Consider the following 24,792-nt stretch of genomic DNA (forward strand, 5'->3'; position numbering starts at 1 on the left):
AGGCGGCGATGGTCTACGTGCAACGCGATGAGAACGGCCGCCTGGTGCGGGTCGAACGCGAACCCTTCGCCGGCGGCCAGGGCGTGCCGGCCGACGACCCCGAAGTGCTGGGCTGGCTGAGCGGGGCGCTGGACGCGCGCCTGCAGTCCCTGCAGCGCTCGGACCTGGAGCTGGTGCGGGTGATCGAGGACCTAGTGGGCGTGCTGGTGAGCCGCGGGCTGATCCGCTACACCGACCTGCCCGAGGCGGCCCGGCGCAAGCTGGAGGACCGCGCCACCACCCGCGCCGGGCTGGATGGGCTGGGCGCCCTGGTGGAAGAGGAAGACGAGCGGTTGTTCTGAGGGCCCTGCGCGGCCGGCGGAGCCGATCGCGGACGGAGTTCTCCTACAGGTGGAATGCGAACCTGTAGGAGCAGGCCCTGCCTGCGATTTCGCGCGCAGGGCGCGCTCCTACAAAGGCACGGTGTATGGGCAACCCGTAGGGCTCCGTCCGCGATAGGCCGGGCCCCATTGCGAAATCGCAGATGAATCCGCTCCTACGGGGCGGGTGGCACGGTTTCCGACTGCACCGAAGCGCTCTTCGTAGGATGGGTTGAGCCTTGGCGAAACCCACGCGGTCGTGGCGATGGGTATCGCTTCGCTCAACACCATCCTACGGAACCACAACTCTCCCCGGCGCGGACGCCGTCCGCGGTTTCGCCCTAGCCCTCTTCCCCCCACGGCGCCGGCGCGCCGATCAGGCGGCCCATGGCCCCCTTGATCCCCATCTCGCGCAGTACCCGCAGTTCCCCCTCGCTCTCCACCATCTCCGCGATCAGCGGCAGGTCGATGCTGTTGGTGGCGCGGAACACCGCCTCGATGAACAGGCGCTTGGCCTGGTCCTGGTCGATGGCGCGGATGTAGCTGCCGTCGAGCTTGAGGTAGGCCAGGCCCAGGTGGGTGAGGTTGCCGATCAGGCTGAAGCGCCCGCCGAAGTGCTGCAGGCCGAGGCTCGCGCCGGTTTCGCGCACGGCCTGGCCGAGCTGCTCCAGCTCGGCCGGCGGCGGCAGGTAGCGTTCGTCCAGCTCCAGGGTCAGCAGGACGGCCTGTTGCGGGTTGGCCTTGATGGCATCGAGCAGTTGCCGCAGCGCCCGGGGCTCGCGCACGCTGGCGGCCGACAGGCTCAGGGCCACGGGCTCGGGGTGCCGGGCCAGGTGGGCCAGGGCGTGTTCGAGCATGGCCTGGTCCAGGCGCGCCGCCCAGCCGAAGCGCTCCACCCAGGGCAGGAACTGCCCGGCGGCCACCGCCTGGCCCTGCGGGTCGAGCAGCCGCGCCAGCAGCTTGCGCTGCAGCAGGGCGCCGTCGGCGCAGCCGCGTACCGGCTGGAACCACAGTTGCAGTTGGCTCTTCTGCAGCGCGCTGTCGATCCAGGCGTGCCAGGCGTGGCTGTCCTGGGCCGGCTGGCCGCTGGATTCGTCGAGGCGCTGCCACGGCCGTTCGGCGCTGGCCTGGGCGCTGGCCAGGGCCTGGTCGGCGCGGGCCAGGACGCCGGCCGCCGCCTCGCCCGGGCGGAAGGCCGCCAGGCCCAGGTGCGCCACTGGGTGGACGTCGCTGGCGCCGGTGCGCTGGAGGCTTTCCAACTGGTCGCTCAAGGCTTCGGCCAGGCGCTCGGCGCCGCTGCCGTCCAGCCCCGGGGCGAGCAGGGTGAACTCGCCGCCGCGGCTGCGCGCGGCCAGCCAGTCGGGCTTGCCGTGCTGGGCCTGGGCGCCCTGCAGCAGGCCGGCCACCTCGCGGATCAGCGCATCGGTGCGCTGGCCGCCCAGGCGCTGGTTGAGCCCGGCCAGGTCGTTCAGGCGCAGCAGCAGCAGGTAGCCGGCGGCGCTCTGCTCGCCGGGCGTCAGCTGGGCTTCCAGGCGGGCATCGAACAGCCGGCGGTTGGCCAGGCCGGAGAGGCTGTCCTGGTAGGCCTCCTCGCGCAGTTTCTCGCTGCGCGAGGCTTCCTCGGCGAACAGCGCCTTGAGCTTCTCGACCATCTGGTTCATCGCCTGCACCACCCGGCGCAGCTCCGGGGTGCGCGGCTCGCGGGGCAGGGTGAGGAATTCGCGGCGGGTGATGGCCCGGGCCTGCTGCACCATCTGGTCCAGCGGGCGCAGCTGGGCGCGCAGCAGCCAGCCGCCGAGCAGGGCGCTGACCACCCCGCAGCCGAGCAGCCAGGCCAGGCTGCCCAGGGCGCCGTCCCACAGCCGCGCCAGGGCGAATTGCGGGTGGCTGACCACCTCGACCCGCGCCGCCTGTTCCCAGCCGCGCATGATCAGGGCGTCGCCGCCCTCGGCCTTGAGGTCCACCAGGCGGGCGAACCAGCCGGGCACCTCGCCGTTGCCGGGGGCGGCCTTGCGTTCCACCAGCACCTGGCCGTCGGCGATGCGCACCACGCGGATGCTGGCGAAGTAGCCGCTGTCGAAGATGGAGCTGACCATCAGCTCGATCATCGCCGGGTCGTCGACGTGGGGCGTCAGCGACAGCCCCAGGGCGGTGGCGGCGTCCTGGGCGTGGGAGCGCAACTGGCTGATCAGCTGCTCGCGGGAACTCTCCAGGCTGGTGGCGAAGCTGCCGGCGAAGGCCACCACCAGGAACAGGCAGATGGCCAGGAAGAGTTGCTTGAGTAGCGACATGCATGCCTCCTAGCGCGTCTCGTCGAGGACCAGCCCCTCGCCGCGCATCTTGGTCAACAGGTCCTGCCAGCGCGACAGCTGCTTGCTGCTGCCGCTGCGCTTGCCGCCGCCGGGGCCGGGCAACCACAGCCCCTCGGCGTTGAAGGCGTAGACCGGGAGCAGGTCCTGGCGCTGCGAGGCGGGGCGGATCTGCGGGATGAGGTTGTCGAGCACCAGCGGCTCGGCGTCGGCTCTGGCGTACCAGGTCAGCACCATGTGCGCCTGGTTCAGGCGCAGCGCCTTGACGTAGGTGATGCGCAGCCGCTCGCCGGGGATGCCGAGCTGGCGCAGGGTGACGTACTTGGCGATGGCGTAGTCCTCGCAGTCGCCGGCGCCCTTGTACAGCGCCTCGACGGGCGTCGCCCAGTAGTCTTCCTGGCCCCACACGCTGCGGTCGTCGCGGAAGGCCAGGCTGGCGTTGAAGAAGTCGTTGGCGGCCTTGAGCTTGCCGGCCTCGTCCAGGCCCTGGCTGCGCTGCAGCAGCTCGCCCCAGTCGCGGATGCGCTGGCGCGCCGGGCCCAGGTCGCCCCAGCGCTGCTCGGCCTTGCGCAGGATGGCGTCGAAGTCCCACTGCGCCTGGAGGCCCAGGGCCAGGACGAGGAGCAGCGCCAGGCCGGCCCCGGACGGGCGGACGAACAGCCGGAGGGCTCCTTGCAGTGGCCGCATCGCCGGGGCTCCAGGGGGAATGAGTGAAGTCTAGGCGCTGGCTGGCGGCTGTCGATGGCGGCGAAACTGTCAGCATTGTCATCTTCGGGTCAGGGTGGGGTCCCGCGGCCTGGCCTATAAACGCAGGATGCGGTCCGCCGGGCCGCGGCGACGAGGAGGGCGGCATGCAGGCGCAAGGCAGGCGGATAGGGATGGCGGCTGGGCTGCTCGGGGTGGTGCTGGCGGGCGCCCTGGCCTGGGGACTCGGCGTGCGCCAGGGCGAGCCGCGGGCGGCCGCCGCGGCGCCCGGGGTGCCGGTGACCCTGGTGCGGGTGGTGCGCGAGGACCTGGCGCAGAACCTCGCCGGCATCGGCACCGTCACCTCGCTGCATAGCGTGCTGCTGCGGCCCCAGGTCGAGGGCCAGCTGACCGCCCTGCTGGTGGAGGAGGGGCAACTGGTCGAGCGTGGCCAGTTGCTGGCGACCATCGACGACCGCGCCATCGCCGCCGCCCTGGAGCAGGCCGAGGCCACCCGGCAGAGCAACCAGGCGCAGCTGCGCATCGTCGAGCAGGACCTGCAGCGCTACCGCACGCTGATCGAGCGCGGCTCCATCTCCCGGCAGATCCTCGAGCAGCAGGAGGCCCAGGCCGCCCAGCTGCGCGCCACCCTGCGGGCCAACCAGGCGACCATCGACGCCGAGCGCGTGCGCCTGTCCTACACCCGCATCACCTCGCCGGTGGCCGGCCGCGTGGGCATCCGCAACGTCGACGTCGGCAACCTGCTGCGCACCAACGACGACAGCAGCCTGTTCAGCGTGACGCAGATCGCGCCCATCTCGGTGGTCTTCGCGCTGCCCCAGGAAAGCCTGCCGCGCCTGCAGCCGCTGCTCGGCGGCGACACCCCGGTCAGCGCCTACAGCCGCGATGGCGGCCAGCTGCTCGGCGAGGGCCGCCTGCGCAGTATCGACAACCAGGTGGCCAGCAGCACCGGCACCATCCGTGTGCGCGCGGTGTTCGACAACCCCGAGGGCAGGCTCTGGCCCGGCCAGTTCGTCGCCATGGAGCTGCGCACCGGCGTGCTGCGCGACGGCCTGCTGCTGGACAGCCGCGCCGTGCGCCGCGGCCTGGAAGGCGCCTTCGTCTACCGGGTGGTGGACGGCAAGGCCGAGGTGGCGCCGGTGCGGGTGCTGCAGGAAGTGGACGGGCGCAGCCTGGTGGAAGGCCTGGAGGCCGGCGAGGCGGTGGTGCTCGACGGCCACTCGCGGCTGGCGCCCGGCGCCCGCGTCGAGGTGCTGGGCGAGGCGCCGGCCCTGGCCCTGCGCCGGAGCCGGCCATGAACGTGCGCGCCGGCATGTCCGGCTGGTGCGTGCGCCACCCCATCGCCACCTGCCTGCTGACCATCGCCTCGCTGCTGCTCGGCCTGCTGGCCTTCCTGCGCCTGGGCGTGGCGCCGCTGCCGCAGGTGGACTTCCCGACCATCCAGGTCAGCGCCCAGCTGCCCGGCGGCAGCCCGCAGACCATGGCCTCGGCCGTGGCCACGCCGCTGGAGGTGCAGTTCAGCGCCATCCCCGGCATCGCCGAGATGACCTCCAGCAGCGCCCTGGGCTCCACCACCCTGACCCTGCAGTTCGAGCTGGAGAAGGACATCGACGTCGCCGCCCAGGAGGTCCAGGCCGCCATCAACGCCGCCTCCGGGCGCCTGCCGGCGGACCTGCCGAACCTGCCCACCTGGCGCAAGGTCAACCCGGCGGACAGCCCGATCATGATCCTGCGGGTGAATGCCGAGCTGCTGCCGCTGATCGAGCTGAGCGACTACGCCGAGGTGCTGCTGGCGCGCCAGCTCAGCCAGGTCGCCGGGGTCGGGCAGATCTTCGTGGTCGGCCAGCAGCGCCCGGCCATCCGCATCCAGGCGCAGCCGGAGAAGCTCGCCGCCTACCGCCTGACCCTCGCCGACCTGCGCCAGGCGCTGCAGTCGGCGAGCGTCAACCAGGCCAAGGGCGCGCTCTTCGGCGACGGCCGGGTGTCCACCCTGGCGGCCAACGACCAGTTGTTCAGCCCCGCCGAGTACGACGACCTGGTGGTGGCCTACCGCGCCGGCGCGCCGGTGTTCCTGCGCGACCTGGCGCAGGTGGTCAGGGCGCCGGAGGACGACTACGTGCAGGCCTGGCCCGAAGGCCGCCCCGGCGTGGCCCTGGTGATCCTGCGCCAGCCGGGGGCGAACATCGTCGAGACCGCGGACGCCATCCAGGCGGCCCTGCCGCGCCTGCGCGAGATGCTCCCGGCAGGCGTCGAGGTGGAGGTGCTCAACGACCGCACCCGCACCATCCGCGCCTCGCTGCACGAGGTGGAGCTGACCCTGCTGCTGACCATGGGCCTGGTGGTGCTGGTGATGGGCCTGTTCCTGCGCCAGCTGTCGGCGACGCTGATCGTCGCCACGGTGCTGGCGGTGTCGCTGAGCGCCAGCTTCGCCGCCATGTACCTGCTGGGCTTCACCCTGAACAACCTGACCCTGGTGGCGCTGATCATCGCCGTGGGCTTCATCGTCGACGACGCCATCGTGGTGGTGGAGAACATCCATCGCCACCTGGAACAGGGCAAGGACCGCGTGCAGGCGGCCCTGGACGGCGCCGCGGAGATCGGCTTCACGGTCATCTCCATCAGCTTCTCGCTGATCGCCGCGTTCATCCCGCTGCTGTTCATGGGCGGCATCGTCGGCCGGCTGTTCCGCGAGTTCGCCGTCAGCGTCACCGCGGCCATCCTGCTGTCGGTGCTGGCTTCGCTGACGGTGGCGCCGATGCTCGCCTCGCGCTTCATGGGCGCGCCGAAGCACGGCGGCCACGGTGGCCTTTCCGAGTGGCTGCTGGCCCGCTACGCCCGCGGCCTGGACTGGTCGCTGCGGCACCAGCGCACGGTGCTGGCGAGCTTCGGCCTGTGTATCGCGGTGGCGGTGGCCGGTTACATGGGCATCCCCAAGGGCTTCTTCCCGCTGCAGGACACCGCCTTCGTGTTCGGCACCACCCAGGCCGCCGAGGACATCGCCTACGCCGACATGGCCGAGAAGCATCGCCAACTGGCCGAGATCGTCGCCGCCGACCCGGCGGTGCAGAGCTACAACCACGCCATCGGCATCACCGGCGGCAGCCAGAGCCTGGCCAACGGGCGCTTCTGGATCGTGCTCAAGGACCGCGGCGAGCGCGACGTCTCGGTGGAGGAATTCATCGACCGCCTGCGCCCGCAGCTGGCCCGGGTGCCCGGCATCGTCCTGTACCTGCGCTCGGCCCAGGACATCAACCTGGCCACCGGCCCGGTGCGCACCCAGTACCAGTACGCCCTGCGCAGCAACGACAGCGCCGAGCTTGCGTTGTGGGCGCAGCGCCTGACCGAGCGGCTGAAGCAGGAGCCGGGGCTGGCCGACGTGTCCAACGACCTGCAGGTGGGCGCCAGCGTCACCGCCCTGGAGATCGACCGGGTGGCCGCGGCGCGCTTCGGCCTGAGCGCCGAGGACATCAGCCAGACGCTGTACGACGCTTTCGGCCAGCGCCAGGTCGGCGAAATCCAGACCGAGGTCAACCAGTACAAGGTGATCCTCGAGCTGGACGCCCGCCAGCGCGGCCGCGCCGAGAGCCTGGCCTGGTTCCACCTGCGCTCGCCGCTGACCGGCGAGATGGTCCCGCTGGCGGAGGTGGCCAGGGTCGCGCCGGCGCGTTCCGGGCCGCTGCAGATCAACCACAACGGCATGTTCCCGGCGGCCACCCTGTCCTTCAACCTGGCCCCGGGCACGGCGCTGGGCGAAGCGGTACGCCTGGTGCAGCGCGCGCAGCAGGAGATCGGCATGCCGGCCAGCATCGGCGGCGACTTCCAGGGTGCGGCGCGGGCCTTCCAGAGTTCCCTGGCGAGCCAGCCGCTGCTGATCCTGGCCGCGCTCTTCGCCGTGTACGTGATCCTCGGCGTGCTCTACGAGAGCTTCGTGCACCCCTTGACCATTCTTTCCACGCTGCCCTCGGCGGGCATAGGCGCGGTCTTCCTGCTCTGGGGCTGGGGCCTGGAGTTCTCGGTGATGGCGCTGATCGGCCTGGTGCTGCTGATCGGCATCGTCAAGAAGAACGGCATCCTGATGGTCGACTTCGCCCTGGCCACCCAGCGCCAGCGCGGCCTGTCGCCTGCCGAGGCGATCCGCGAGGCGTGCCTGGCGCGCTTCCGCCCGATCATGATGACCACCCTGGCCGCGCTGCTGGGCGCCATCCCGCTGATGATCGGCTTCGGCACCGGCTCGGAGCTGCGCCAGCCGCTGGGCGTGGCGGTGGTCGGCGGGCTGCTGGTGAGCCAGGCGCTGACGCTGTTCAGCACCCCGGTGGTGTACCTGGCGCTGGACCGCCTGTTCCACCGTAAGCCGGCACCGGTGGCGCTGGGAGGTGCGGCGTGAGGCGCGCCTGGGTAGCATGGCCGCACGCAGCGAACGGAGGCCGGGCATGCGCGTACTGATAGTCGAAGACGAGAGCAAGACCGCGGACTACCTGCAGCGCGGCCTCAGCGAGCAGGGCTTCACCGTGGACGTGGCGGCCGACGGCATCGACGGCAGGCACCTGGCGCTCAACGGCGAGTACGACGTGATAGTGCTGGACGTGATGCTCCCCGGCATCGACGGCTACGGCGTGCTGCGCGCCCTGCGCGAGCGGCGGCAGACGCCGGTGATCATGCTCACCGCCCGCGAGCGCGTGGAGGACCGCGTGCGCGGCCTGCGCGAGGGCGCCGACGACTACCTGATCAAGCCGTTCTCCTTCCTCGAACTGGTGGCCCGCCTGCAGGCCCTGACGCGCCGCGGCGCGCACCTGGAGAGCGCCACCCAGATGCGCATCGCCGACCTGTCCATCGACCTGGTCAGCCGCCGCGTGTTCCGCGGCGCCACGCGCCTGGAACTGACCGCCAAGGAATACGCGCTGCTCTGCGTGCTGGCCCAGCGCAGCGGCGAAATCCTTTCCAAGACCGCCATCGCCGAGCTGGTCTGGGACATCAACTTCGACACCGACACCAACGTCGTCGAGGTCGCCATCAAGCGCCTGCGCGCCAAGCTCGACGGGCCCTTCGAGACCAAGCTGCTGCACACCATCCGCGGCATGGGCTACGTGCTGGAGAGCCGCGCCGGCCAGGAGGGTGGCGGATGAAGGGGCTGTCGCTGTCCGCCCGCCTGGCCGGCATGTTCGCCATCGCCGCGCTGGGCGCCTTCCTGCTCATCGGCTCGGCGCTGTACTGCGTGCTCGACCGACAGATCGAGCGCCTGCAGCGCTCTGAGCTGGACACCCGCTTCAACATGGTCGCGCGCATGCTCGACAAGCCCGACCTGGTGCAGCGCTGGCCGCACCTGCAGGGCAAGCTGAACACCCTGAGCCAGGAGTACGAGCTGATCCGCTTCTGGATCGACAGCGACGACGCGAACCTGCGTTACGGCCAGGCCAGCGAGCCGGTGCGCCGCCTGCTGGCCGCCGGCAGCGGCTACGGCGAGCTGGAGTTGCCGGAGCACGGCTCGCCGCTGTCCACCCGCGTCGGCCGCCTGCCGGCCAGCGGCGAGCGCCCGGCGCTGGTGCTGCTCACCGCCATCGACAGCGTGGCCTTCCAGCACGCCCGCCAGGCCACCCTGGTGGCGCTGTTCGGCCTGTCGACGCTGGGCATCGCCCTGGCCTCGCTGTGCGGTCACTGGATCGCCCGCGTCGGCCTGCGGCCGCTGCACCGGCTGAGCGACGAGGCGCGGCAGATCAGCCCGAAGCAGCTGTCCCAGCGCCTGCGCCCGGAGCGCCTGCCGGCCGAGCTGTCGGCCCTGGCCCAGGCCTTCAACGAGGCGCTGGACCGTCTGCAGCAGGCCTACCTGCGCCTGGAATCGTTCAACGCCGACGTGGCCCACGAACTGCGCACGCCCCTGGCCAACCTGATCGGCCAGAGCCAGGTGGCGCTGTCCCGCGAGCGCAGCGCCGGCGACTACGAAGAGGTGCTGCAGTCCAACCTGGAAGAGCTGGAGCGCCTGAGCGCCATCGTCAACGACATGCTGTTCCTCGCCCGCGTCGACCAGGGCAGCCTGGCCGCCGAGCGGGTGGAGACCTCGCTGCGCGCCGAAGTGGGCAACACCCTGGACTTCCTCGAGGTGATCTTCGACGAGCAGGGCGTCAGCGTGGCGCTGCACGGCGAGGCCCGCGCCAGCGTCGAGCGCGCCCTGTTCCAGCGCGCGGTGACCAACCTGCTGTACAACGCCGCCCAGCACACCGCGCCGGGCGGGCGCATCGAGGTGCGCCTGAGCGGCGAGGGCGGTACGGCGCGGGTGGAGGTGAGCAATCCCGGCGCGGCCATCGGCGAGGAGGAGCGCGCCCGGCTGTTCGAGCGCTTCTACCGCGTCGACGCGGCGCGGGCCAACAGCCGGAGCAGCCACGGCCTGGGCCTGTCCATCGTCAAGGCGGTGGCGAGCATGCACGGCGGCAACGTCTTCGTGCGCAGCGAGGCGGGGGTGAACACCTTCGGCTTCAGCGTGGTCGCCGTGCCGGCGCCACCGGGGCCGGACGGGGAGGGCGGCGGGGAGCCGCTGCCGGCCTGAGCCTCAGATGCGGCGGGTCTTCACCTTCAGCAGGATGTACAGGCTGACCAGCACCGCGCTGCTCAGCATGAACACGCGGGCCCAGAGGTGCGGGACCAGGTAGCAGGAGAAGCCGATGCTGATCCACATCAGCCCCACCGTGTAGAGCTTGCCCTTGAGCGGGATGCCGTTGCCTTCGAGGTAGTCGCTGATCCAGGGGCCCAGCCTGGGGTGGCTCACCAGCCAGTCGTAGAAGCGCTGCGAGCTGCGCATGAAGCAGGCCGCGGCGAGCAGCAGGAAGGGCGTGGTGGGCAGCAGCGGCAGGAAGATCCCGGCCACGCCGAGCGCCACGCTGAGCCAGCCGACGGCCAGCAGCAGGTAGCGCACCCAGGCGTGGCGGCTATGGCGGATTTCCCGCGCTGCCATAGCGCCGGATCAGTGTTGGCGGGGCTTGAGCAGCGCCGGTTTTTCTTCCGGGGCCTGGCAGAGCAGGAACAGGTTGGTCAGCAGTTCCGGGATCTGCGCGACCATGTCGTCCACCAGGTGGCGGTCGCGGGCGATCTCGTCGAACTCCGGCTGCTCGTCGAACAGCCCGGAACCGACCATGATCGGCAGCAGCAGCTCGCTGACCTCTTCCTCGGCCTGCTCGAACCATACGGCCTCGCGCAGGAACACGCCTTCCATGAAGCCGATGCACCAGCCGCGGATATCGGAATCGTCCGGCTCGTCGCCCAGATAGGGCTCACAGGGCAGCTCCAGCTCTTCGTCGCTGGCCAGCTGGCGGGTGATGTGCGCCTTGAGCAGCAGCAGGGAGCCCTCGATTTCCTCGCGCTCGGCGTCGCTGCGGTAGTGCGGCGGCTCGGCGAAGAGCGCGTCGATCCACTCGCGGTCGGGCACCTGGTCGGGGCAGATCGCCAAGGCGGTCAGGTAGCCGTGGGCCGCGACATAGTCCAAGGCTTCCTCGTGCAGGTCATCGGCATCGAGAAAGGCTTGCAGGCGGGCCAGTTGGTCGGCGAAAGACATCGGTTACTACCTCGGCGGGGATGCGGGCCTGAATTGTAGTCTTTCCGCGGCCCGCGGGCCAGCCGCGGGGCTTGGCGGGCGGTGGCCGTCGGGCTTTTCCCCGGCTTTTCGTAGGAGCGAGGGGGACGCCTGGTTCTTGTAACCTGGTTATTCCCGCGAACGCGGGAAGCCAATAGCTTTGGGGTCTGGTGTAACGCGCCGCTCCGAGTGCGTTGATGTTTCTCGTTTCGCCTCCTCGGGCGAGTCACTTTTGTCAATCGCCACAAAAGTAACCAAAAAGGCTTGCCCCGCATACGGGCCCGATGAAGCCGGGCTACCCTCGCGAATTCCCCCGCCACGGAGGCCCGCCCCGACAGCACGTCCCTGTGCTGATCGGGGCTCTAGCGACATCCATGTCGCATGACCTCCTGAGCGCCGGTTTCGCTCGGCCTTCTGAAGGGGCGTTCCGGTGCGCTCGGTTGTTTCTCTGGAAGTCCAAACGCCAGAGCAAAAGCGCTTTTGCTTTTCGTAGGAGCGAGCTTGCTCGCGAACGGACTCCGCAGCGGGGTTTATTCGCGAGCAAGCTCGCTCCTACGAAGAGCATTTCGGCGCGGGCTGCAAGACAGTTGCTCCTGCGCCGCCCCACCCGCGCCATTCCCATTGTAGGAGCGCGCCCTGCGCGCGAAATCGCGGGCAGGGCGCGCTCCTACAGGTTGCTGGCAGGCACGGCATACCGTCTTCCCGCAGGAGCAGACTCCGTCCGCGATCATGCCCCTTCGCATCCGTCATCCTCGTCCGTTGCGACGGCTGACCCACCCCCATCGCCCCGCTTGCGTATAATGCCCGGCTCGAAACGGAGTCCCCCATGCTCGACCAGGCCCAGCGCATCCTCAAAGACGTATTCGGCTACGACGCCTTCCGCGGCAACCAGGCGCGCATCATCGAACGCGTGGCCAGTGGCGGCGACGCGCTGGTGCTGATGCCCACCGGCGGCGGCAAGTCGCTGTGTTTCCAGGTGCCCGCGCTGCTGCGCGAGGGCCTGACCGTGGTGGTCTCGCCGCTGATCGCCCTGATGGAAGACCAGGTCGCCACCCTCGACGAGCTGGGCGTGCCGGTCGCCGCGCTGAATTCCTCGCTCAGCCCCGAGGCGCAGCGGGACATCGCCGCGCGCCTGCAGCGTGGCGAGATCAAGCTGCTCTACCTGGCCCCGGAACGCCTGGTGCAGCCGCGCATGCTGGACTTCCTGCAGCGCCTGAACGTCGGCCTGTTCGCCATCGACGAGGCGCACTGCGTATCGCAGTGGGGCCACGACTTCCGCCCCGAATACCTGCAGCTGGGCCAGCTTGCCGAGCTGTTCCCCGAAGTGCCGCGCATCGCCCTGACCGCCACCGCGGACATGCGCACCCGCGAGGAGATGATCCAGCGCCTGCACCTGCAGAACGCCGAGCAGTTCCTCTCCAGCTTCGACCGGCCGAACATCTTCTACCGCATCGTGCCCAAGGAGCAGCCGCGCAAGCAGCTGCTCGGCTTCCTCACCGAGCGCCGTGGCGATGCCGGCATCGTCTACTGCCTGTCGCGCAAGAAAGTCGAGGAAGTCGCCGAGTTCCTTTCCAACCAGGGCTTCCCGGCGCTGCCTTACCACGCCGGGCTGTCCAACGAGTTGCGCGCCTTCAACCAGAAGCGCTTCCTCAACGAGGAAGGCCTGATCATGGTCGCGACCATCGCCTTCGGCATGGGCATCGACAAGCCCAACGTACGCTTCGTCGCCCACCTCGACCTGCCCAAGAGCCTCGAGGCCTACTACCAGGAAACCGGCCGCGCCGGCCGTGACGGCCTGCCGGCGGACGCCTGGATGGCCTACGGCCTGCAGGACGTGCTGCTGCTGCGGCAGATGATGCAGAACTCCGAGGGCGACGAGCGCCACAAGCGAGTGGAGCGGCACAAGCTCGAAGCCATGCTGGCGCTGTGCGAGGAGACCCGCTGCCGGCGCCAGGCGCTGCTGGCCTACTTCGACGAGGTGATGCCCAACCCTTGTGGGCATTGCGACATCTGCGTCGATGGGGTGGAAACCTGGGACGCCACCGAACCCGCGCGCCAAGCCCTGTCGGCGATCTACCGCAGCGGCCAGCGCTACGGCGTCGGCCATCTGGTGGACATCCTCCTCGGCAAGGAGACCGAGAAGGTACGCAGCGTCGGGCACCAGCACCTTGCGGTGTTCGGCATCGGCAAGGCGCGCGGTGAGGAGGAATGGCGCACGCTGTTCCGCCAGTTGGTCGCCCGTGGCTTCGCCGATGTGGACGTCGACGGCTTCAACGGCTTGCGCCTGACCGAAGCCTGCCGCCCGCTGCTGCGTGGCGAGGAGACGCTGGCTCTGCGCCGCGATCCCAAGCCGCAGCGCAGCAAGTCCTCGTCCTCCGGCGGCGCCAGCCCGGCCAGCCAGTTGGTGCGCCAGGAAGAGCGCGAGACGTGGGAGGCCCTGCGCACCCTGCGGCGCAAGCTGGCGCAGGAGCATTCGGTGCCGCCCTACGTCATCTTCCCCGACGCCACCCTGCTGGAAATGCTGCGCAGCCAGCCGACCACGCTCACCGCCATGGCCCAGGTCAGCGGCGTCGGCGCGCGCAAGCTGGAGCGCTACGGCCAGGCCTTCCTCGACGTGCTCACCGAATCCGAGGCGGCGCCCGCCACGCCGGCGCCAGTGGTCGACCTCAGCCACGAACTGGTCAGCCTGGCCCGCGCCGGCATGACCCCGGCGCAGATCGCCCGCCAGCTCGACTGCACCGAGAAGAACGTCTACAACCTGCTGGCCGAGGCCATCGCCGCGCAGCAGCTGAGCCTGGAACAGGCGCTGGACCTGCCCGAGGAGCTGCTGGCCGAAGTGCAGGACGCCTTCCTCGACGAGGAGGGCGAGCTGCCGCCGGTGGCGGCCCTGGCCGAGCGCTTCGAGGGCCGCGTGCCGCAGGGCGTGCTGCATTGCGTGCGCGCCGCGCTGCAGGCCGAACTGGAAGTCTGAGAGAAGGGCTTTCGGATTCGTCCCATTTCCCCGTACGGCGGCGGCTTGCAAGCTGGACGTACTAAGGATGGGAGGAGTCGCTGCCATGTGGCGTCTGGTTGCCGTACCCGTGGTGCTCGCCGGCTTGTGCGGGTTGCTCGCCCTGGAGCTTCCGGAAGGGCGCGCAGGGCCGGCTGCGCTGCTGCGCGGGCTGGGCTTCGTCGCCCTGTGCGAAATCCTGCTGTTGCTGCTGACGGCGGAAAGAACGCCGCAGGCGAGTGCGCCGCCCCTCCGGCTTGCCGCTCGCGGAAGCGGTGATGGCCCTGTGATAGCTGACAAGGAAATGGCGCAGGAAAGCGACAAACTTGTGACGCGCGTCGCTAACGGCTAAGGTGTGGCCAAGACCTCCACCAGAAGAGGCGAACGTGCCCCACCATGCCTGGCTCGACGACGTGCGCGCCAACCCCTATGCCGAACAGCTCGCCCGCGGCTTCCGCCGCCTGCGCTTCGACGCGCCGCTGGAGGGCGAGTACCGCGCCTACCTGCTGGAAGACAACTTCGCCCTCAAGTGCAGCGCCCTGGGCTTCGCGGTGCTGGCCTGGCTGGCGCTGGCGGCCATCGACCTGCTGCTGATCCCCGCCCCGCAGCACTGGGACCTGCTCGCCGTGCGCGGCGCGGTGCTGGTGCTGCTGGTGATCTGCGGCGGGCTGATCCTGCAGCGCCGCTTCGTGCGCCTGATGGTGCCGTTGAGCATCGCCTGCATACTCGCCGTGGGCATCGGCGCCGCCGTGGTGGTGGGCATCGCCCACCGCGTCGACCCGGGCTACCCCTACGAGGGCCTGCTGCTGGTGAGCATGGCCGCCTACTTCCTGGTCGGCCTGCGTTTTTCCGAGGCGCTGGGCTCAGCCTCGCTGATCCTCCTGGCCTACCTGGGCTGCGAGCTGTACGCCGGCCTGGCGCCGGCCAAGCTGCTGAACAACCTGGTGTTCCTGCTGCTGGGCAACCTGGTCGGCGCGGTGGGCTGCTACCTGCTGGAGTACAAGTCCCGCGAGCACTTCCTGATCAGCCGGCTGATGCGCCAGATGGCCGACCACGACGCCCTGACCGGCCTGCACAACAGGCGCAGCTTCGACCGCCAGCTGGAGCGCCTGTGGCGCCAGGCCCAGCGCGATGGCACGCCGCTGTCGCTGCTGCTCTGCGACGTCGACCACTTCAAGGCCTACAACGACCGCTACGGCCACCAGGCCGGCGACGAGGTGCTGCGCAGCATAGGCGCGGCGCTGGCGGCCAGCGCGCGGCGGCCGCTGGACATGGCCGTGCGCCTGGGCGGCGAGGAGTTCGCCGTGCTGCTCTACGGCACCGACCTGGACGAGGCCCGGCAGCGCGCCGAGGTGCTGCGCCAGGCGGTGCAGGGCCTGGGCATCAGCCACGAGGATTCGAGCACGGCGGCGGAGGTGACGCTGTCCATCGGCGTTTCCTGCCTGCAGCCCGGCGCGCCCTCGGCCCTGCAGGCGATCTACGCCCATGCCGACCGCGCCCTCTACGAAGCCAAGGCGTTCGGCCGCAACCAGGTGGTGGCCTGACCCATTCGGTCCCTCGCCCTGGCGCCGCCGGTGACTGCGTGCCCTGGCACGCCGGTGCTAGGATGCCGCCGACCCCGCAGCCGAGCGTTTCCCCATGGAGCGACTGATCCAGGCCAACGGCCAGCCCCACTACGGGGTGTTCGCCGAAACCCCGCAGGCCATCAACCACCGCGACTTCGACTACCGCTCGCCCATGGGGCGCAAGCTGGGGGCGCTGAGCAAGTGGCGCAACTTCCACCAGTTCCAGTACTTCGGCCTGATCAGCCCGCAGCTGATCGGCGGCTGCGCCCTGGCCGAGCTGAGCCTGGTGGCCGTCGGCTTCGTCTACCTCTACGAGCCGCGCAGCGGGCGCATGCTCGAACGTCGCTTCAAGTGCCCGCTGGGCATCGGCACGCGCTTCTCGCAACGCCCGGACGACGGCGCCTGCGAGCTGCGCCAGGGGCGCAACCGGCTGCGCCTGGAGAACGCCGCCGGGCCGCTGCGCAAGCGCCTGCTGGTGGAGCTGGACGACGGCACGCGCATCGATGCGAGCTTCGATGAACAGCAGCCGGCCTTCCAGCCCATGAGCCTGTGCACGCCCACGGCGGTGAACGGCTGGGTGTACGTGCGCAAGGTCGCCGGGGTGCGCTGCGAGGGCCAGGTGCGCAGCGCGCTGGGCGACTTCGACCTGGGCGCCATCGACGCCTTCGCCCACCACGACTGGTCGGCCGGCTACATGCGCCGCGAGACCTTCTGGAACTGGGCCTGCCTGTCCGGCGAGGCGCAGGGCCGGCGGGTGGGGCTGAACCTGTCGTGCGGGGTCAACGAGACCAGCTTCACCGAGAACTGCTTCTGGCTCGACGGCGAACTGTGCAAGGTCGACAGCGTGCGCTTCGCGTTCGACCGCGACCAGGAACTGGGGCTCTGGCGCATCAGCTCCTTCGACGGCCAGGTGGACCTGGCCTTCGAGGCCCTCGGCCTGCACCGCGAACGCCTGAACCTGGGCCTGCTGGCGAGCAACTTCAAGCAGATCTTCGGGCGCTTCCGCGGCGAGCTGCGCCCCCATGGGCGTGCGCCGGTGGTCATCGACGATCTCTGGGGGTTCGTCGAGGACCAGTACGCCAAATGGTGAACTGGCAAAGCCCTGCGACAAAATGTCATTGTACGGCCTTGATTAGCCGACTAATAATTAGCCAAATCAATTAGCCTGAAACTGCTGCAGCACAATGACAGATAAAGACAAGCACTACTTCGGCACCCAGCTGGCCCAGGCCTCGCGTGCATGGCGCGCCGAACTCGACCGCCGCCTCAGCCATCTGGGGCTTTCCCAGGCCCGCTGGCTGGTGCTCCTGCACCTGGCGCGCAATTCCGGCATCCCCACCCAGCGCGAACTCGCGCAATCGGTCGGCGTCGAGGGCCCGACCCTGGCGCGCCTGCTCGACGGCCTCGAAGCCCAGGGCCTGGTGCGCCGCCAGGCGGTGGCCGAGGACCGCCGCGCCAAGCGCATCTGCCTGACGCCCAAGGCCGACGTGCTGATCGCCGACATCGAGAGCATCGCCGCCAGCGTGCGCAACGACGTCCTGGCCGGCATCGACGAGGCGGACATTGCAACTTGTCAGAAACTCCTCTCCCGCATCCTCTCCAACCTGGAAAAGAACTGAGCGATTCTTCACACTTTTTCGAGTAGAATTGCCAAACTTCTGACGGCTCCTGCGGGGGCCGTCATTCATTCAGGGGTGCATTCAGGCATTTCGCCAGCTTTCCGACGAATTGTCTTGACCTAGAACGGGCCTGTATCTAATCGTGATGGCAACGGGCCGCCATGGCATCGCCCGGCAACCCCACGCTCCGGATGGGCGTCTATATTGCATGGACAGCATGACCGACTGCACCGCTGGGTCACGGATGGCCTGCAGACCTGGACACAACTGGGATGGGACCTATGGCTCGACTCACTCGCTTGCCGCTGGCAATGGCCGTTCTCTCGGCTCTCATGACTTCCCAGGCCCACGCGTTGGGGCTCGGGGACATCACCCTGCACTCGGCGCTGAACCAGCCGCTGGATGCGGAGATCGAGCTGCTGCAGCCCGGTGACCTGGGCAGCGACGAACTCATCGCCCGCCTGGCCGACGTGGCGACCTTCGAGCGCATGGGCGTGGACCGCACCACCTTCCTGCAGAACCTGCGCTTCACCCCGGTGATCCGCAACGGCCGCGGCTACATCCACGTGGTGTCCACCCAGCCGATCCACGAGCCCTACCTGAACTTCCTCCTCGAGCTGGAGCGCCCCAACGGTCGCCTGCTGCGCGAGTACACGCTGCTGATCGACCCGCCGGGCTACACCGGCGGCACCTATGCCCAGCGCACCCCCGCACGCGGCGCCGACAGCGGGCCGGCGGCCAGCCGCCCGGCCAAGCGCAGCTCGGCGCCGCGCCCGGCACCTGCGCCGAGCGCGCCCATCGCCGCGGGCGAGGGGCGCTATACCACCGCCGCGGGCGACACCTTGTGGAGCATCTCCGGGCGCCTGGGCGCCAAGGGCGCCGCCCGCCAGGAGCTGATGGCCCAGCTGCAGCAACTGAACCCGCAGGCGTTCATCGGCGGCAACCCGCACCGCCTGCGCCTCGGTTACCCACTGGTGCTCCCCGCCGGCCAGGCCGCGCCGGCGGTTGCCACGAATACCGCTGCCGCCAGTGCACCGACCGGCGCCACGCCTGCCGCGCCGGCGCCGAGCGAAGCGGCCGTGGGCCAGGCGCAGGACGAGCTGGCGGGCCTGACCGCCGAGCGCGAGCGCCTGAACCAGCGCATGGACACCCTGCAGCAGCAGCTCGACACCCTGCAGAAAGCCCTGGAAAGCCGCGACCAGCAGGTGCAGGCGCTGCAGGCCGAACTGGCGCAGCGCCAGGCCGAACAAGCGGCTGCCCCTGCCAGTGCTCCGGCCGCGGAGGCCACCCCCGCCGCCCCGGCGGCAGCACCCGACCCTGCCCCCACTGCCGCCGCGCCGGCGCCCCAGGCGTCCGCCGCGGTGGATGAGGAAGGCACCGTCCTGACCCGTTACTGGCCCTGGGCCGCCCTGGCAGCCCTGGTGCTGGCGCTGGGCCTGGTCTACAGCCGGCGGCGCAAGCCCGACGACGAGCCGCCGCAGCTGCAAGCCGAGGCCGCCAGCCTGCCGCCGCTGGCGCCGGCCCGCCCGGTAGAGCCGGCCAAACCGGTGGTGGCTTCTGCCGTCGCGCCGCTGGCCGGCGCCAACGAAGCCTCCCTGGCCCGCTTGCCGGCCGCCAGCAGCGACAGCCTGGAAGGGGCGAACATCTACATTGCCTACGGCCGCTTCGGCCAGGCCCGCGACATGCTGAGCAAATCCGTCGCCGCCGAGCCACAGCGTCGCGACCTGCGCCTGAAGCTGCTGCTGGTGCTCGCCGAACTCGGCGACCTGGCCGGTTTCCGCGAGCAGGAGAGGGCGCTGCAGGCGATGGGCGGCGACCAGAAGCAGATCGACCAGCTCAAGGCCCGCTACCCCGCCATGCTCGAGCGTGACGACGAGCAGGCCATCAGCGACGGCCTCGGCGAGTGGGAAGGCCTGGAGCTGGGCGACGTCGGCGAGCACCCCGCGCCGGCACAGCCGCCGCTGGGCGACACCGCCGACCTGAACCTCGGCGAACTGTCCCTGGACCTGGACTGGAACAGCCTGGACGCCTTCGATTCGCCCAAGGGCTCTTCTGCCAAGGGCGGCAAGGACGACACCGAGGACCTCCTGAAGGACTTCCGCAGCAACCTGCGCGAGCTGCCGGAGGTCACCGAGTTTGACCTGGACGACGAGCAGGCCGGCGCCTTCGGCCTGCCGAGCCGGGCCGGCGGCGAGCAGGACAAGCTGCTGGCCAGCCTCGACCGGGCCCGCGCCTGCATCGACCGCGGCGACCTCGACGAGGCCTACCGGATCCTCGAGCAGGTGCTGCAGGAAGGCGACAAGCAGGAACAGGAAGAAGCCCGCGAGCTGCTGGCGCGGATTGCCTGAGGCATTCCCGGTCCACCCGAAGCCCGGCCTTGCGCCGGGCTTTTTCATGCCGGCAATCCGCAGCGTGCCCTGCCGGTGATCGCGGACAAAGTCCGCTCCTACAGGGAAATGCCACGCCTTCCGGCAACTTGTAGGAGCGAGCTTGCTCGCGAACGGACTCCGCAGCGGGGTTTATTCGCGAGCAAGCTCGCTCCTACGAAGAGCATTTCGGCACGGGCCGCAAGACAGTTGCTCCTACGACCGTGCTTCCCTGGAACTGTAGGAGCGGACTCTGTCCGCGATTATGGCGGATAACGCCGTAGGCGTTATGCGCCCTACGGGTTTCCAGCGAAACATCCGCGCGCACCGGAACGCCCCTTCAGGAGGCCGAGCGAAACCGGCGCTCAGGAGGTCATGCGACATGGATGTCGCGAGAGCCCCGATCAGCACAGGGACGTGCTGTCGGGGCGGGCCTCCGTGGCGGGGGAATTCGTGAGGGTAGCCCGGCTCCATCGGGCCCGTATGCGGGGCAAGCCTTTTTGGTTCCTTTTGTGGCGACTGACAAAAGGGACTCGCCCGAGGGGGCGAAACAAGAAACATCCGAGCACTCGGAGCGGCGCGTTACACCAAGCCCCCAAGCCAATTGGGTTCTCGCGAACACGGGGAGCCAGGGTTCGCGAGCAAGCTCGCTCCTACAAGAGCGTTTTCCAGAGAAACATCGGTGCGTAGGGCGAATAACCGTTCGCGGTTATCCGCCGCCGGCCCGGACACCGGTGCCCGAGGACAACGGCGGATGCCGTCAGAAGTTGCGCCCCAGGTTCAGGTACACCGCATGCTCGTCGGCATCGTTGAGCCCATAGCTGAACGACAGCGGCCCCAGCGGTGTCTCGAAGCCCAGCATGATGCTCATGGCGTTGATGTAGCCGGTGTCGTAGCTGTTGTCGTTGTTCCACACCCGGCCGCGCTCCAGGCTGCCACCGAGGTAGAAGGGGAAGTCCAGGGGCAGGAAGGAGCGCTCGGTCATGCGCCGGTAGTAGATCACCCGGCCGAGGCTGTAGTTCTGCCCGGCCAGGGCGTCCTGGCGGAAGCCGGAGAGTTCGCGCGCGCCGCCGAGCAGGAAGCTCGACACCACCACGTCGGCGTCGTCCAGGGTGCGCCCGTAGCCGCCGCCCAGCACCCAGGTGTTCGGCCCGCTGCTCAGCGCCTTGTCCAGGCGCAGTTCCCACTGGCGGTAGCGGTCGTCGTCGCCCAGCGACGGCGTGTGCTCGCGGTAGCCGGCCTGGATGTCCTCGCCCTCGCGGGGGAAGTCGACGTTGTCCATGGTGTCGAAGGAGTACTTCAGCTCGGCGTAGCCTTCGTTGAAGTGGAAGTCCGGCAGGTCCCGCTGGCCCACGCGCACGTCGGCCTTGCCGAAGGCCTGGGCCACGCCCAGGCGGATCTCGCCGTTGTTGGCGATCTGCCGGCCGAGGTTGAGGCCGTAGCCGTAGCGCTCCAGGCGGTATTCGGCGATGGGGTCGTCGTTGTCGGTGGCCTCGACGTTGCGCGCCTCGTTGAACACGTAGGGCGCCACGAAGTAGCGCGAGCCGGCGTCCAGCGGCTGGTAGAACTCGCTGTAGAGCTCCTGCTGGTCGCCGATCTGCAGGCGCGTCAGCCATTCCGCGCCGAGGCGGTTGATGCCGTTGACGCGGTAGCTGGCGCCGACGTTGAAGGTGCTGTCGCCGCGCAGGTCGTCCGACAGGTTCAGGCCCAGGCGCAGGTAGTCGGTGCCGCTGCGCTTGCCCAGGGCGTGGATGACCAGGGCGTTGCCGTCCTTCTCGCGGACCACCCGGTACTGCACCTGGTCGAAGTAGTCCAGGCCGTAAAGGGTGCTCATGTCGCTCTGCAGACGTTCCAGGTCCAGCGGCTGGCCCAGCGGCTGGCGGATGTAGTGGCGGATCACCTCGTCGCCGACCTTGGAGTCGTTCTCCACGCGGATGCTGCCGATCACCGGCGTGCGCTCGTCGGGCGTGCGCGCCTCGGCCAGGGCCACCGCCTCCTGGTCGCGGGGCTTGCGCAGGGCCGCCAGGCGCGTGGCGAGGATGCTGGTGGCGCGGTAGCCGGCGTCGATCAGCTGCGGCACGCGGCCGAAGTCGGTGGAGCTGTAGCCGCTGAGCGGCGGCTGGATGAGCACGTCGTCGGGCTTCAGGGTGGCCAGCTGCGCCTCGGAGTTCTTGCGCGTCATCAGGGTGACCGACTGGTTGAGCATGTCGACCACGGTGGTCAGCTGCTTGCGTTCGAGCAGCGGGTTGCCGATGTCGACCACGATGACCAGGTCGACGCCCATCCTGCGCGCCACGTCCACCGGGATGTTGTCGACCATGCCGCCGTCCACCAGCAGCTTGCCGTCGTACTCCACCGGGGCGAACACCGCCGGGATCGACATGCTGGCGCGGATCGCCTGGGGCAGGTGGCCGTGGTCGAACACCACCTTCTCGCCGGTGGAGATGTCGGTGGCCACGGCGCGGAAGGGGATGGCCAGCCTGTCGAAGTCGCGGGTGCCGCTGGTGTGCACCAGCAGGCTCTCCAGGAGCATGGTCAGGTTCTGCCCCTGGATGGCGCCCAGGGGCAGGCCGAGGGAGCCGTCGTCGCGGAAGCTGAGCTTCTGCTTGACCAGGAAGTCGCGGTCGTCCTGCTTGCGCCGGAAGGGTACGTCCACCCGCGGCGGCGAATCGGACAGCGCCTGCTGCCAGTCCAGGCCGAGGGCGATGCGCTCCAGTTCCCTGGGCGTGTAGCCGGCGGCGTAGAGCCCGCCGACCACCGCGCCCATGCTGGTGCCGGCGATGGCGTCGATGTGGATGCCCTGTTCGTCCAGGGCCTTGAGCACGCCGATGTGAGCCAGGCCGCGGGCGGCGCCGCCGGACAGCACCAGGCCGATCTTCGGCGGGTGCCCGGCGGCGAGGGTGGACAGTGGCAGGAGCAGCAGGAGGGCGAACAGCAGGCGGCGCATTGGGCGGGTCCGATGGGGCTTCCAGGCGGCTATTATAGGCATCCCAGAGCAGGAGCCCGGACGCCATGAGCCAGCCCAGAGCGGAAATCGTCATCACCTATTGCACCCAGTGCCAGTGGCTGCTGCGCGCCGCCTGGCTGGCCCAGGAACTGCTCAGCACCTTCGCCGACGACCTCGCCCGGGTGAGCCTGGAGCCCGGCACCGGCGGGGTGTTCCGCATCACCTGCGACGGCGAGCAGATCTGGGAGCGCAAGGCCGACGGCGGCTTCCCCGAGGCCAAGGTGCTCAAGCAGCGGGTGCGCGACCGCATCGACCCGCAGCGCGACCTGGGGCACAACGACCGGCCCTGATGGCACTTCGTTAGCAAGCTAACATTCCTTGCCTTGTATCAACGGCCGCCGGCCCTGCCGGGAATAGCCTGTGGGCACTTCATTCTCCGCTGGGGAGTGTTCCCACATGAGCATCATCGTCACCGGCGCCGCCGGTTTCATCGGCAGCAACCTCGTCAAGGCGCTGAACCTGCGGGGTGAGTCCGACATCATCGCGGTCGACGACCTGACCGAAGGCGACAAATTCCGCAACCTCGCCGACTGCGACATCGCCGACTACCTGGACAAGCGCGACTTCGTCGAACGCTACGCCCGCGGCGGCTTCGGCGTGGTCCGCGCGCTGCTCCACCAGGGCGCCTGCTCCAGCACCCTGGAGGGCGACGGGCGCTACCTGATGGACAACAACTACCGCTACAGCTGCGACCTGCTGGAGGCCAGCCTGAAGCTGGGCGTGCCCTTCCTCTACGCCTCCTCGGCGGCGGTCTACGGCGGCGGGCGCGACTTCCGCGAGCTGCGCGAGTACGAGCGGCCGCTGAACGCCTACGGCTATTCCAAGTTCCTCTTCGACCAGCGCGTGCGCCGCGCCCTGCCGCAGGCGCGCAGCCAGGTCGTCGGGCTGCGCTACTTCAACGTCTATGGCCCGCGCGAGCAGCACAAGGGGCGCATGGCCTCGGTGGCCTTCCACTGCTTCGAGCAGTTTCGCGCCAGCGGCAAGGTGCAACTGTTCGGCGAGTACGGCGACTACCCGGCCGGCGGCCACCTGCGCGACTTCGTCTCGGTGGAGGACGTGGCCCGGGTCAACCTGCACTTCCTCGACAACCCCGGCCGCAGCGGCATCTTCAACCTCGGCAGCGGCCGCGCGCAGCCGTTCAACGACGTGGCCCTGGCGGTGATCAACAGCCTGCGCGCGCAGCAGGACCAGCCGCCGCTCAGCCTGCAGCAGGCCATCGCCCAGGGGCTATTGGAATACATCGACTTCCCCGACGGCCTGCGCGGCAAGTACCAGTGCTACACCTGCGCCGACATCGCCTTCCTGCGCGAGGCCGGCTACCGGGCGCCGATGCTGGGCGTGGCGGAGGGCGTCGAGCGCTACTGCCGCTGGTTGCTGGAGCAGGCCTGACTCAGGCGAATTCCTCGATCAGCAACTGCGCCGGCACCGACAGGCTGGCGCCCTTGCGGGTGACCACCTCGTAGGGTTCGCTGCGCGTCTTCACGTTCAGTGCCAGGCGGGTGACGAGCCCGGCCTCCAGGCCCACGCGCGCCACGTCCACCGGCATCAGCGCCACCAGCGCCTCGTCCTCCATCAGCAGGCTCAGGGTGGTGAAGGTGGACGAGGTCTCGACGGGGTAGGGCGGGAAGGGCAGCCCGGCCTCGCGGAACTCCCGCTCCAGCAGCAGGCGCATCGGCATGTTCACCGGGAACACCACCCAGCGGTAGGCGGCCACGTCGGCCAGCTCCAGCGAGGCCGCCCCCGCCAGCGGATGGCGCGGGTTGGCCACCAGGGCCAGGCCTTCCTGTTCCAGGGCGCGGCATTCGTAGTTGTCCGGCCGCTGGCTGACGCTGGTGCGGCAGATGGCCAGGTCCAGGCGGCCCTGGTCGAGCAGGCTGAGCAGGCGCGCGCTGGTGTCCTCGACTATCTCCACCGACAGCTCCGGCTGCTTGTGCCGCAGCCGCGCCAGGCCCTCCACCAGCATGGGCACGGCGCCCATGATCACCCCCACCGAAAGCCGCCCGCCATGGCCCTGGAGGATGCCCAGCATTTCCTCGCGCAGGTGCGCGAGGTCAGTGTGGATCAGCCGTGCGTAGCGGATCACGCAGCGCCCCAGGTCGTTGGGCTGCAGGCCCTTGGGCGTGCGCTCGAAGAGGGTGGCGCCGAGGGTCGACTCTATCTCGTGCAGCGCCTTGGTGGCGCCGGGCTGGGTGATCGCCACCGCTTCGGCGGCCTTGTGCAGCGAGCCGTGTTCGTCGAGGGCGATCAGCAGGCGCAGCTGCTTCAGGCGCAGGCGCGAGGCGATGGTGGTCAGCGAGGGCAGCATGGGGGATGAG

At 69.9% G+C, this 24,792-nt stretch carries 19 protein-coding genes; 13 read left to right on the forward strand and 6 right to left on the reverse strand.

Features of this window, described 5'->3' with window-relative positions; translation table 11 throughout:
• Positions 1 to 8: 8 nt before the first annotated feature.
• A complete protein-coding gene (locus tag VV867_RS09970; protein WP_109933603.1) occupies positions 9 to 341 on the forward strand; it encodes a tryptophan synthase subunit beta in 333 nt (110 codons plus the stop codon).
• 359 nt (positions 342 to 700) lie between these two features.
• On the opposite strand, the gene lapD is transcribed toward VV867_RS09970, so the two are convergent.
• Together lapD and lapG are read right to left on the reverse strand one after the other, a co-directional pair.
• Complete coding sequence (lapD, locus tag VV867_RS09975; protein ID WP_328566261.1) at positions 701 to 2,650, reverse strand: cyclic di-GMP receptor LapD; 1,950 nt, start codon at positions 2,648 to 2,650, stop codon at positions 701 to 703.
• A gap of 9 nt (positions 2,651 to 2,659) precedes the next feature.
• Positions 2,660 to 3,355 (reverse strand): cysteine protease LapG, encoded by a 696-nt coding sequence (lapG, locus tag VV867_RS09980; protein ID WP_109933605.1) that lies wholly within the window; start codon positions 3,353 to 3,355, stop codon positions 2,660 to 2,662.
• Positions 3,356 to 3,546: 191 nt separating this feature from the next.
• Here lapG and VV867_RS09985 point away from each other — a divergent pair, with 191 nt between their 5' ends.
• The 4 genes from VV867_RS09985 to VV867_RS10000 are packed head-to-tail and all read left to right on the forward strand — an operon-like array spanning position 3,547 to position 9,911.
• Positions 3,547 to 4,671: an efflux RND transporter periplasmic adaptor subunit gene (locus tag VV867_RS09985; RefSeq protein WP_328566262.1), complete on the forward strand. Its 1,125-nt coding sequence runs from the start codon at positions 3,547 to 3,549 to the stop codon at positions 4,669 to 4,671.
• Positions 4,668 to 7,757, forward strand: coding sequence for a multidrug efflux RND transporter permease subunit (locus VV867_RS09990; RefSeq protein ID WP_328566263.1), 3,090 nt, complete (start codon positions 4,668 to 4,670; stop codon positions 7,755 to 7,757). Before VV867_RS09985 ends, VV867_RS09990 begins: the two co-directional genes overlap by 4 nt.
• A gap of 46 nt (positions 7,758 to 7,803) precedes the next feature.
• Entirely contained in the window at positions 7,804 to 8,496 is a 693-nt protein-coding gene (locus tag VV867_RS09995; RefSeq protein WP_275629162.1) for a heavy metal response regulator transcription factor, read from the forward strand.
• The gene (locus VV867_RS10000) at positions 8,493 to 9,911 is read left to right on the forward strand and encodes a heavy metal sensor histidine kinase (RefSeq protein WP_109933609.1); all 1,419 of its coding nucleotides are present in this window, start codon (positions 8,493 to 8,495) and stop codon (positions 9,909 to 9,911) included. Before VV867_RS09995 ends, VV867_RS10000 begins: the two co-directional genes overlap by 4 nt.
• 3 nt (positions 9,912 to 9,914) lie before the next feature.
• Here the strand turns inward: VV867_RS10000 and VV867_RS10005 are convergent, their stop codons facing one another.
• Together VV867_RS10005 and VV867_RS10010 are read right to left on the reverse strand one after the other, a co-directional pair.
• Positions 9,915 to 10,316, reverse strand: a complete 402-nt coding sequence (locus VV867_RS10005; RefSeq protein ID WP_109933610.1) for a YbaN family protein — start codon at positions 10,314 to 10,316, stop codon at positions 9,915 to 9,917.
• 9 nt (positions 10,317 to 10,325) lie between these two features.
• Positions 10,326 to 10,913: a UPF0149 family protein gene (locus VV867_RS10010; protein ID WP_089393041.1), complete on the reverse strand. Its 588-nt coding sequence runs from the start codon at positions 10,911 to 10,913 to the stop codon at positions 10,326 to 10,328.
• 844 nt (positions 10,914 to 11,757) lie between these two features.
• Here VV867_RS10010 and recQ point away from each other — a divergent pair.
• The 6 genes from recQ (at position 11,758) to VV867_RS10040 (ending at position 19,452) form a co-directional block, all read left to right on the forward strand.
• Positions 11,758 to 13,902 carry a DNA helicase RecQ gene (recQ, locus tag VV867_RS10015; protein WP_328566264.1) on the forward strand — a complete coding sequence of 715 codons (2,145 nt, stop codon included), beginning with the start codon at positions 11,758 to 11,760 and terminating at the stop codon, positions 13,900 to 13,902.
• 85 nt (positions 13,903 to 13,987) lie between these two features.
• Complete coding sequence (locus VV867_RS10020; RefSeq protein ID WP_109932672.1) at positions 13,988 to 14,272, forward strand: hypothetical protein; 285 nt, start codon at positions 13,988 to 13,990, stop codon at positions 14,270 to 14,272.
• Between the two features lie 34 nt (positions 14,273 to 14,306).
• Positions 14,307 to 15,464: a GGDEF domain-containing protein gene (locus tag VV867_RS10025; RefSeq protein WP_109932670.1), complete on the forward strand. Its 1,158-nt coding sequence runs from the start codon at positions 14,307 to 14,309 to the stop codon at positions 15,462 to 15,464.
• Positions 15,465 to 15,558: 94 nt separating this feature from the next.
• Complete coding sequence (locus tag VV867_RS10030) at positions 15,559 to 16,575, forward strand: DUF2804 domain-containing protein (protein ID WP_328566265.1); 1,017 nt, start codon at positions 15,559 to 15,561, stop codon at positions 16,573 to 16,575.
• A gap of 94 nt (positions 16,576 to 16,669) precedes the next feature.
• Positions 16,670 to 17,104, forward strand: coding sequence for a transcriptional regulator SlyA (slyA, locus tag VV867_RS10035; protein ID WP_109932667.1), 435 nt, complete (start codon positions 16,670 to 16,672; stop codon positions 17,102 to 17,104).
• Positions 17,105 to 17,385: 281 nt separating this feature from the next.
• Positions 17,386 to 19,452 carry a FimV/HubP family polar landmark protein gene (locus VV867_RS10040; RefSeq protein WP_328566266.1) on the forward strand — a complete coding sequence of 689 codons (2,067 nt, stop codon included), beginning with the start codon at positions 17,386 to 17,388 and terminating at the stop codon, positions 19,450 to 19,452.
• 778 nt (positions 19,453 to 20,230) lie between these two features.
• On the opposite strand, the gene VV867_RS10045 is transcribed toward VV867_RS10040, so the two are convergent.
• The gene (locus tag VV867_RS10045; protein ID WP_109936433.1) at positions 20,231 to 22,417 is read right to left on the reverse strand and encodes a patatin-like phospholipase family protein; all 2,187 of its coding nucleotides are present in this window, start codon (positions 22,415 to 22,417) and stop codon (positions 20,231 to 20,233) included.
• Between the two features lie 65 nt (positions 22,418 to 22,482).
• Between VV867_RS10045 and VV867_RS10050 the strand changes: the two genes are divergently transcribed.
• A complete protein-coding gene (locus VV867_RS10050) occupies positions 22,483 to 22,767 on the forward strand; it encodes a SelT/SelW/SelH family protein (RefSeq protein ID WP_009620440.1) in 285 nt (94 codons plus the stop codon).
• A gap of 106 nt (positions 22,768 to 22,873) precedes the next feature.
• Positions 22,874 to 23,866 (forward strand): ADP-glyceromanno-heptose 6-epimerase, encoded by a 993-nt coding sequence (gene rfaD, locus VV867_RS10055; protein ID WP_328566267.1) that lies wholly within the window; start codon positions 22,874 to 22,876, stop codon positions 23,864 to 23,866.
• A 1-nt stretch (position 23,867) separates the two neighbouring features.
• On the opposite strand, the gene VV867_RS10060 is transcribed toward rfaD, so the two are convergent.
• Positions 23,868 to 24,782: a LysR family transcriptional regulator gene (locus tag VV867_RS10060; RefSeq protein ID WP_328566277.1), complete on the reverse strand. Its 915-nt coding sequence runs from the start codon at positions 24,780 to 24,782 to the stop codon at positions 23,868 to 23,870.
• Positions 24,783 to 24,792 lie beyond the last annotated feature (10 nt).

Source organism: Pseudomonas sp. JH-2 (genome assembly GCF_036231725.1).
GTDB lineage: Bacteria > Pseudomonadota > Gammaproteobacteria > Pseudomonadales > Pseudomonadaceae > Pseudomonas > Pseudomonas delhiensis.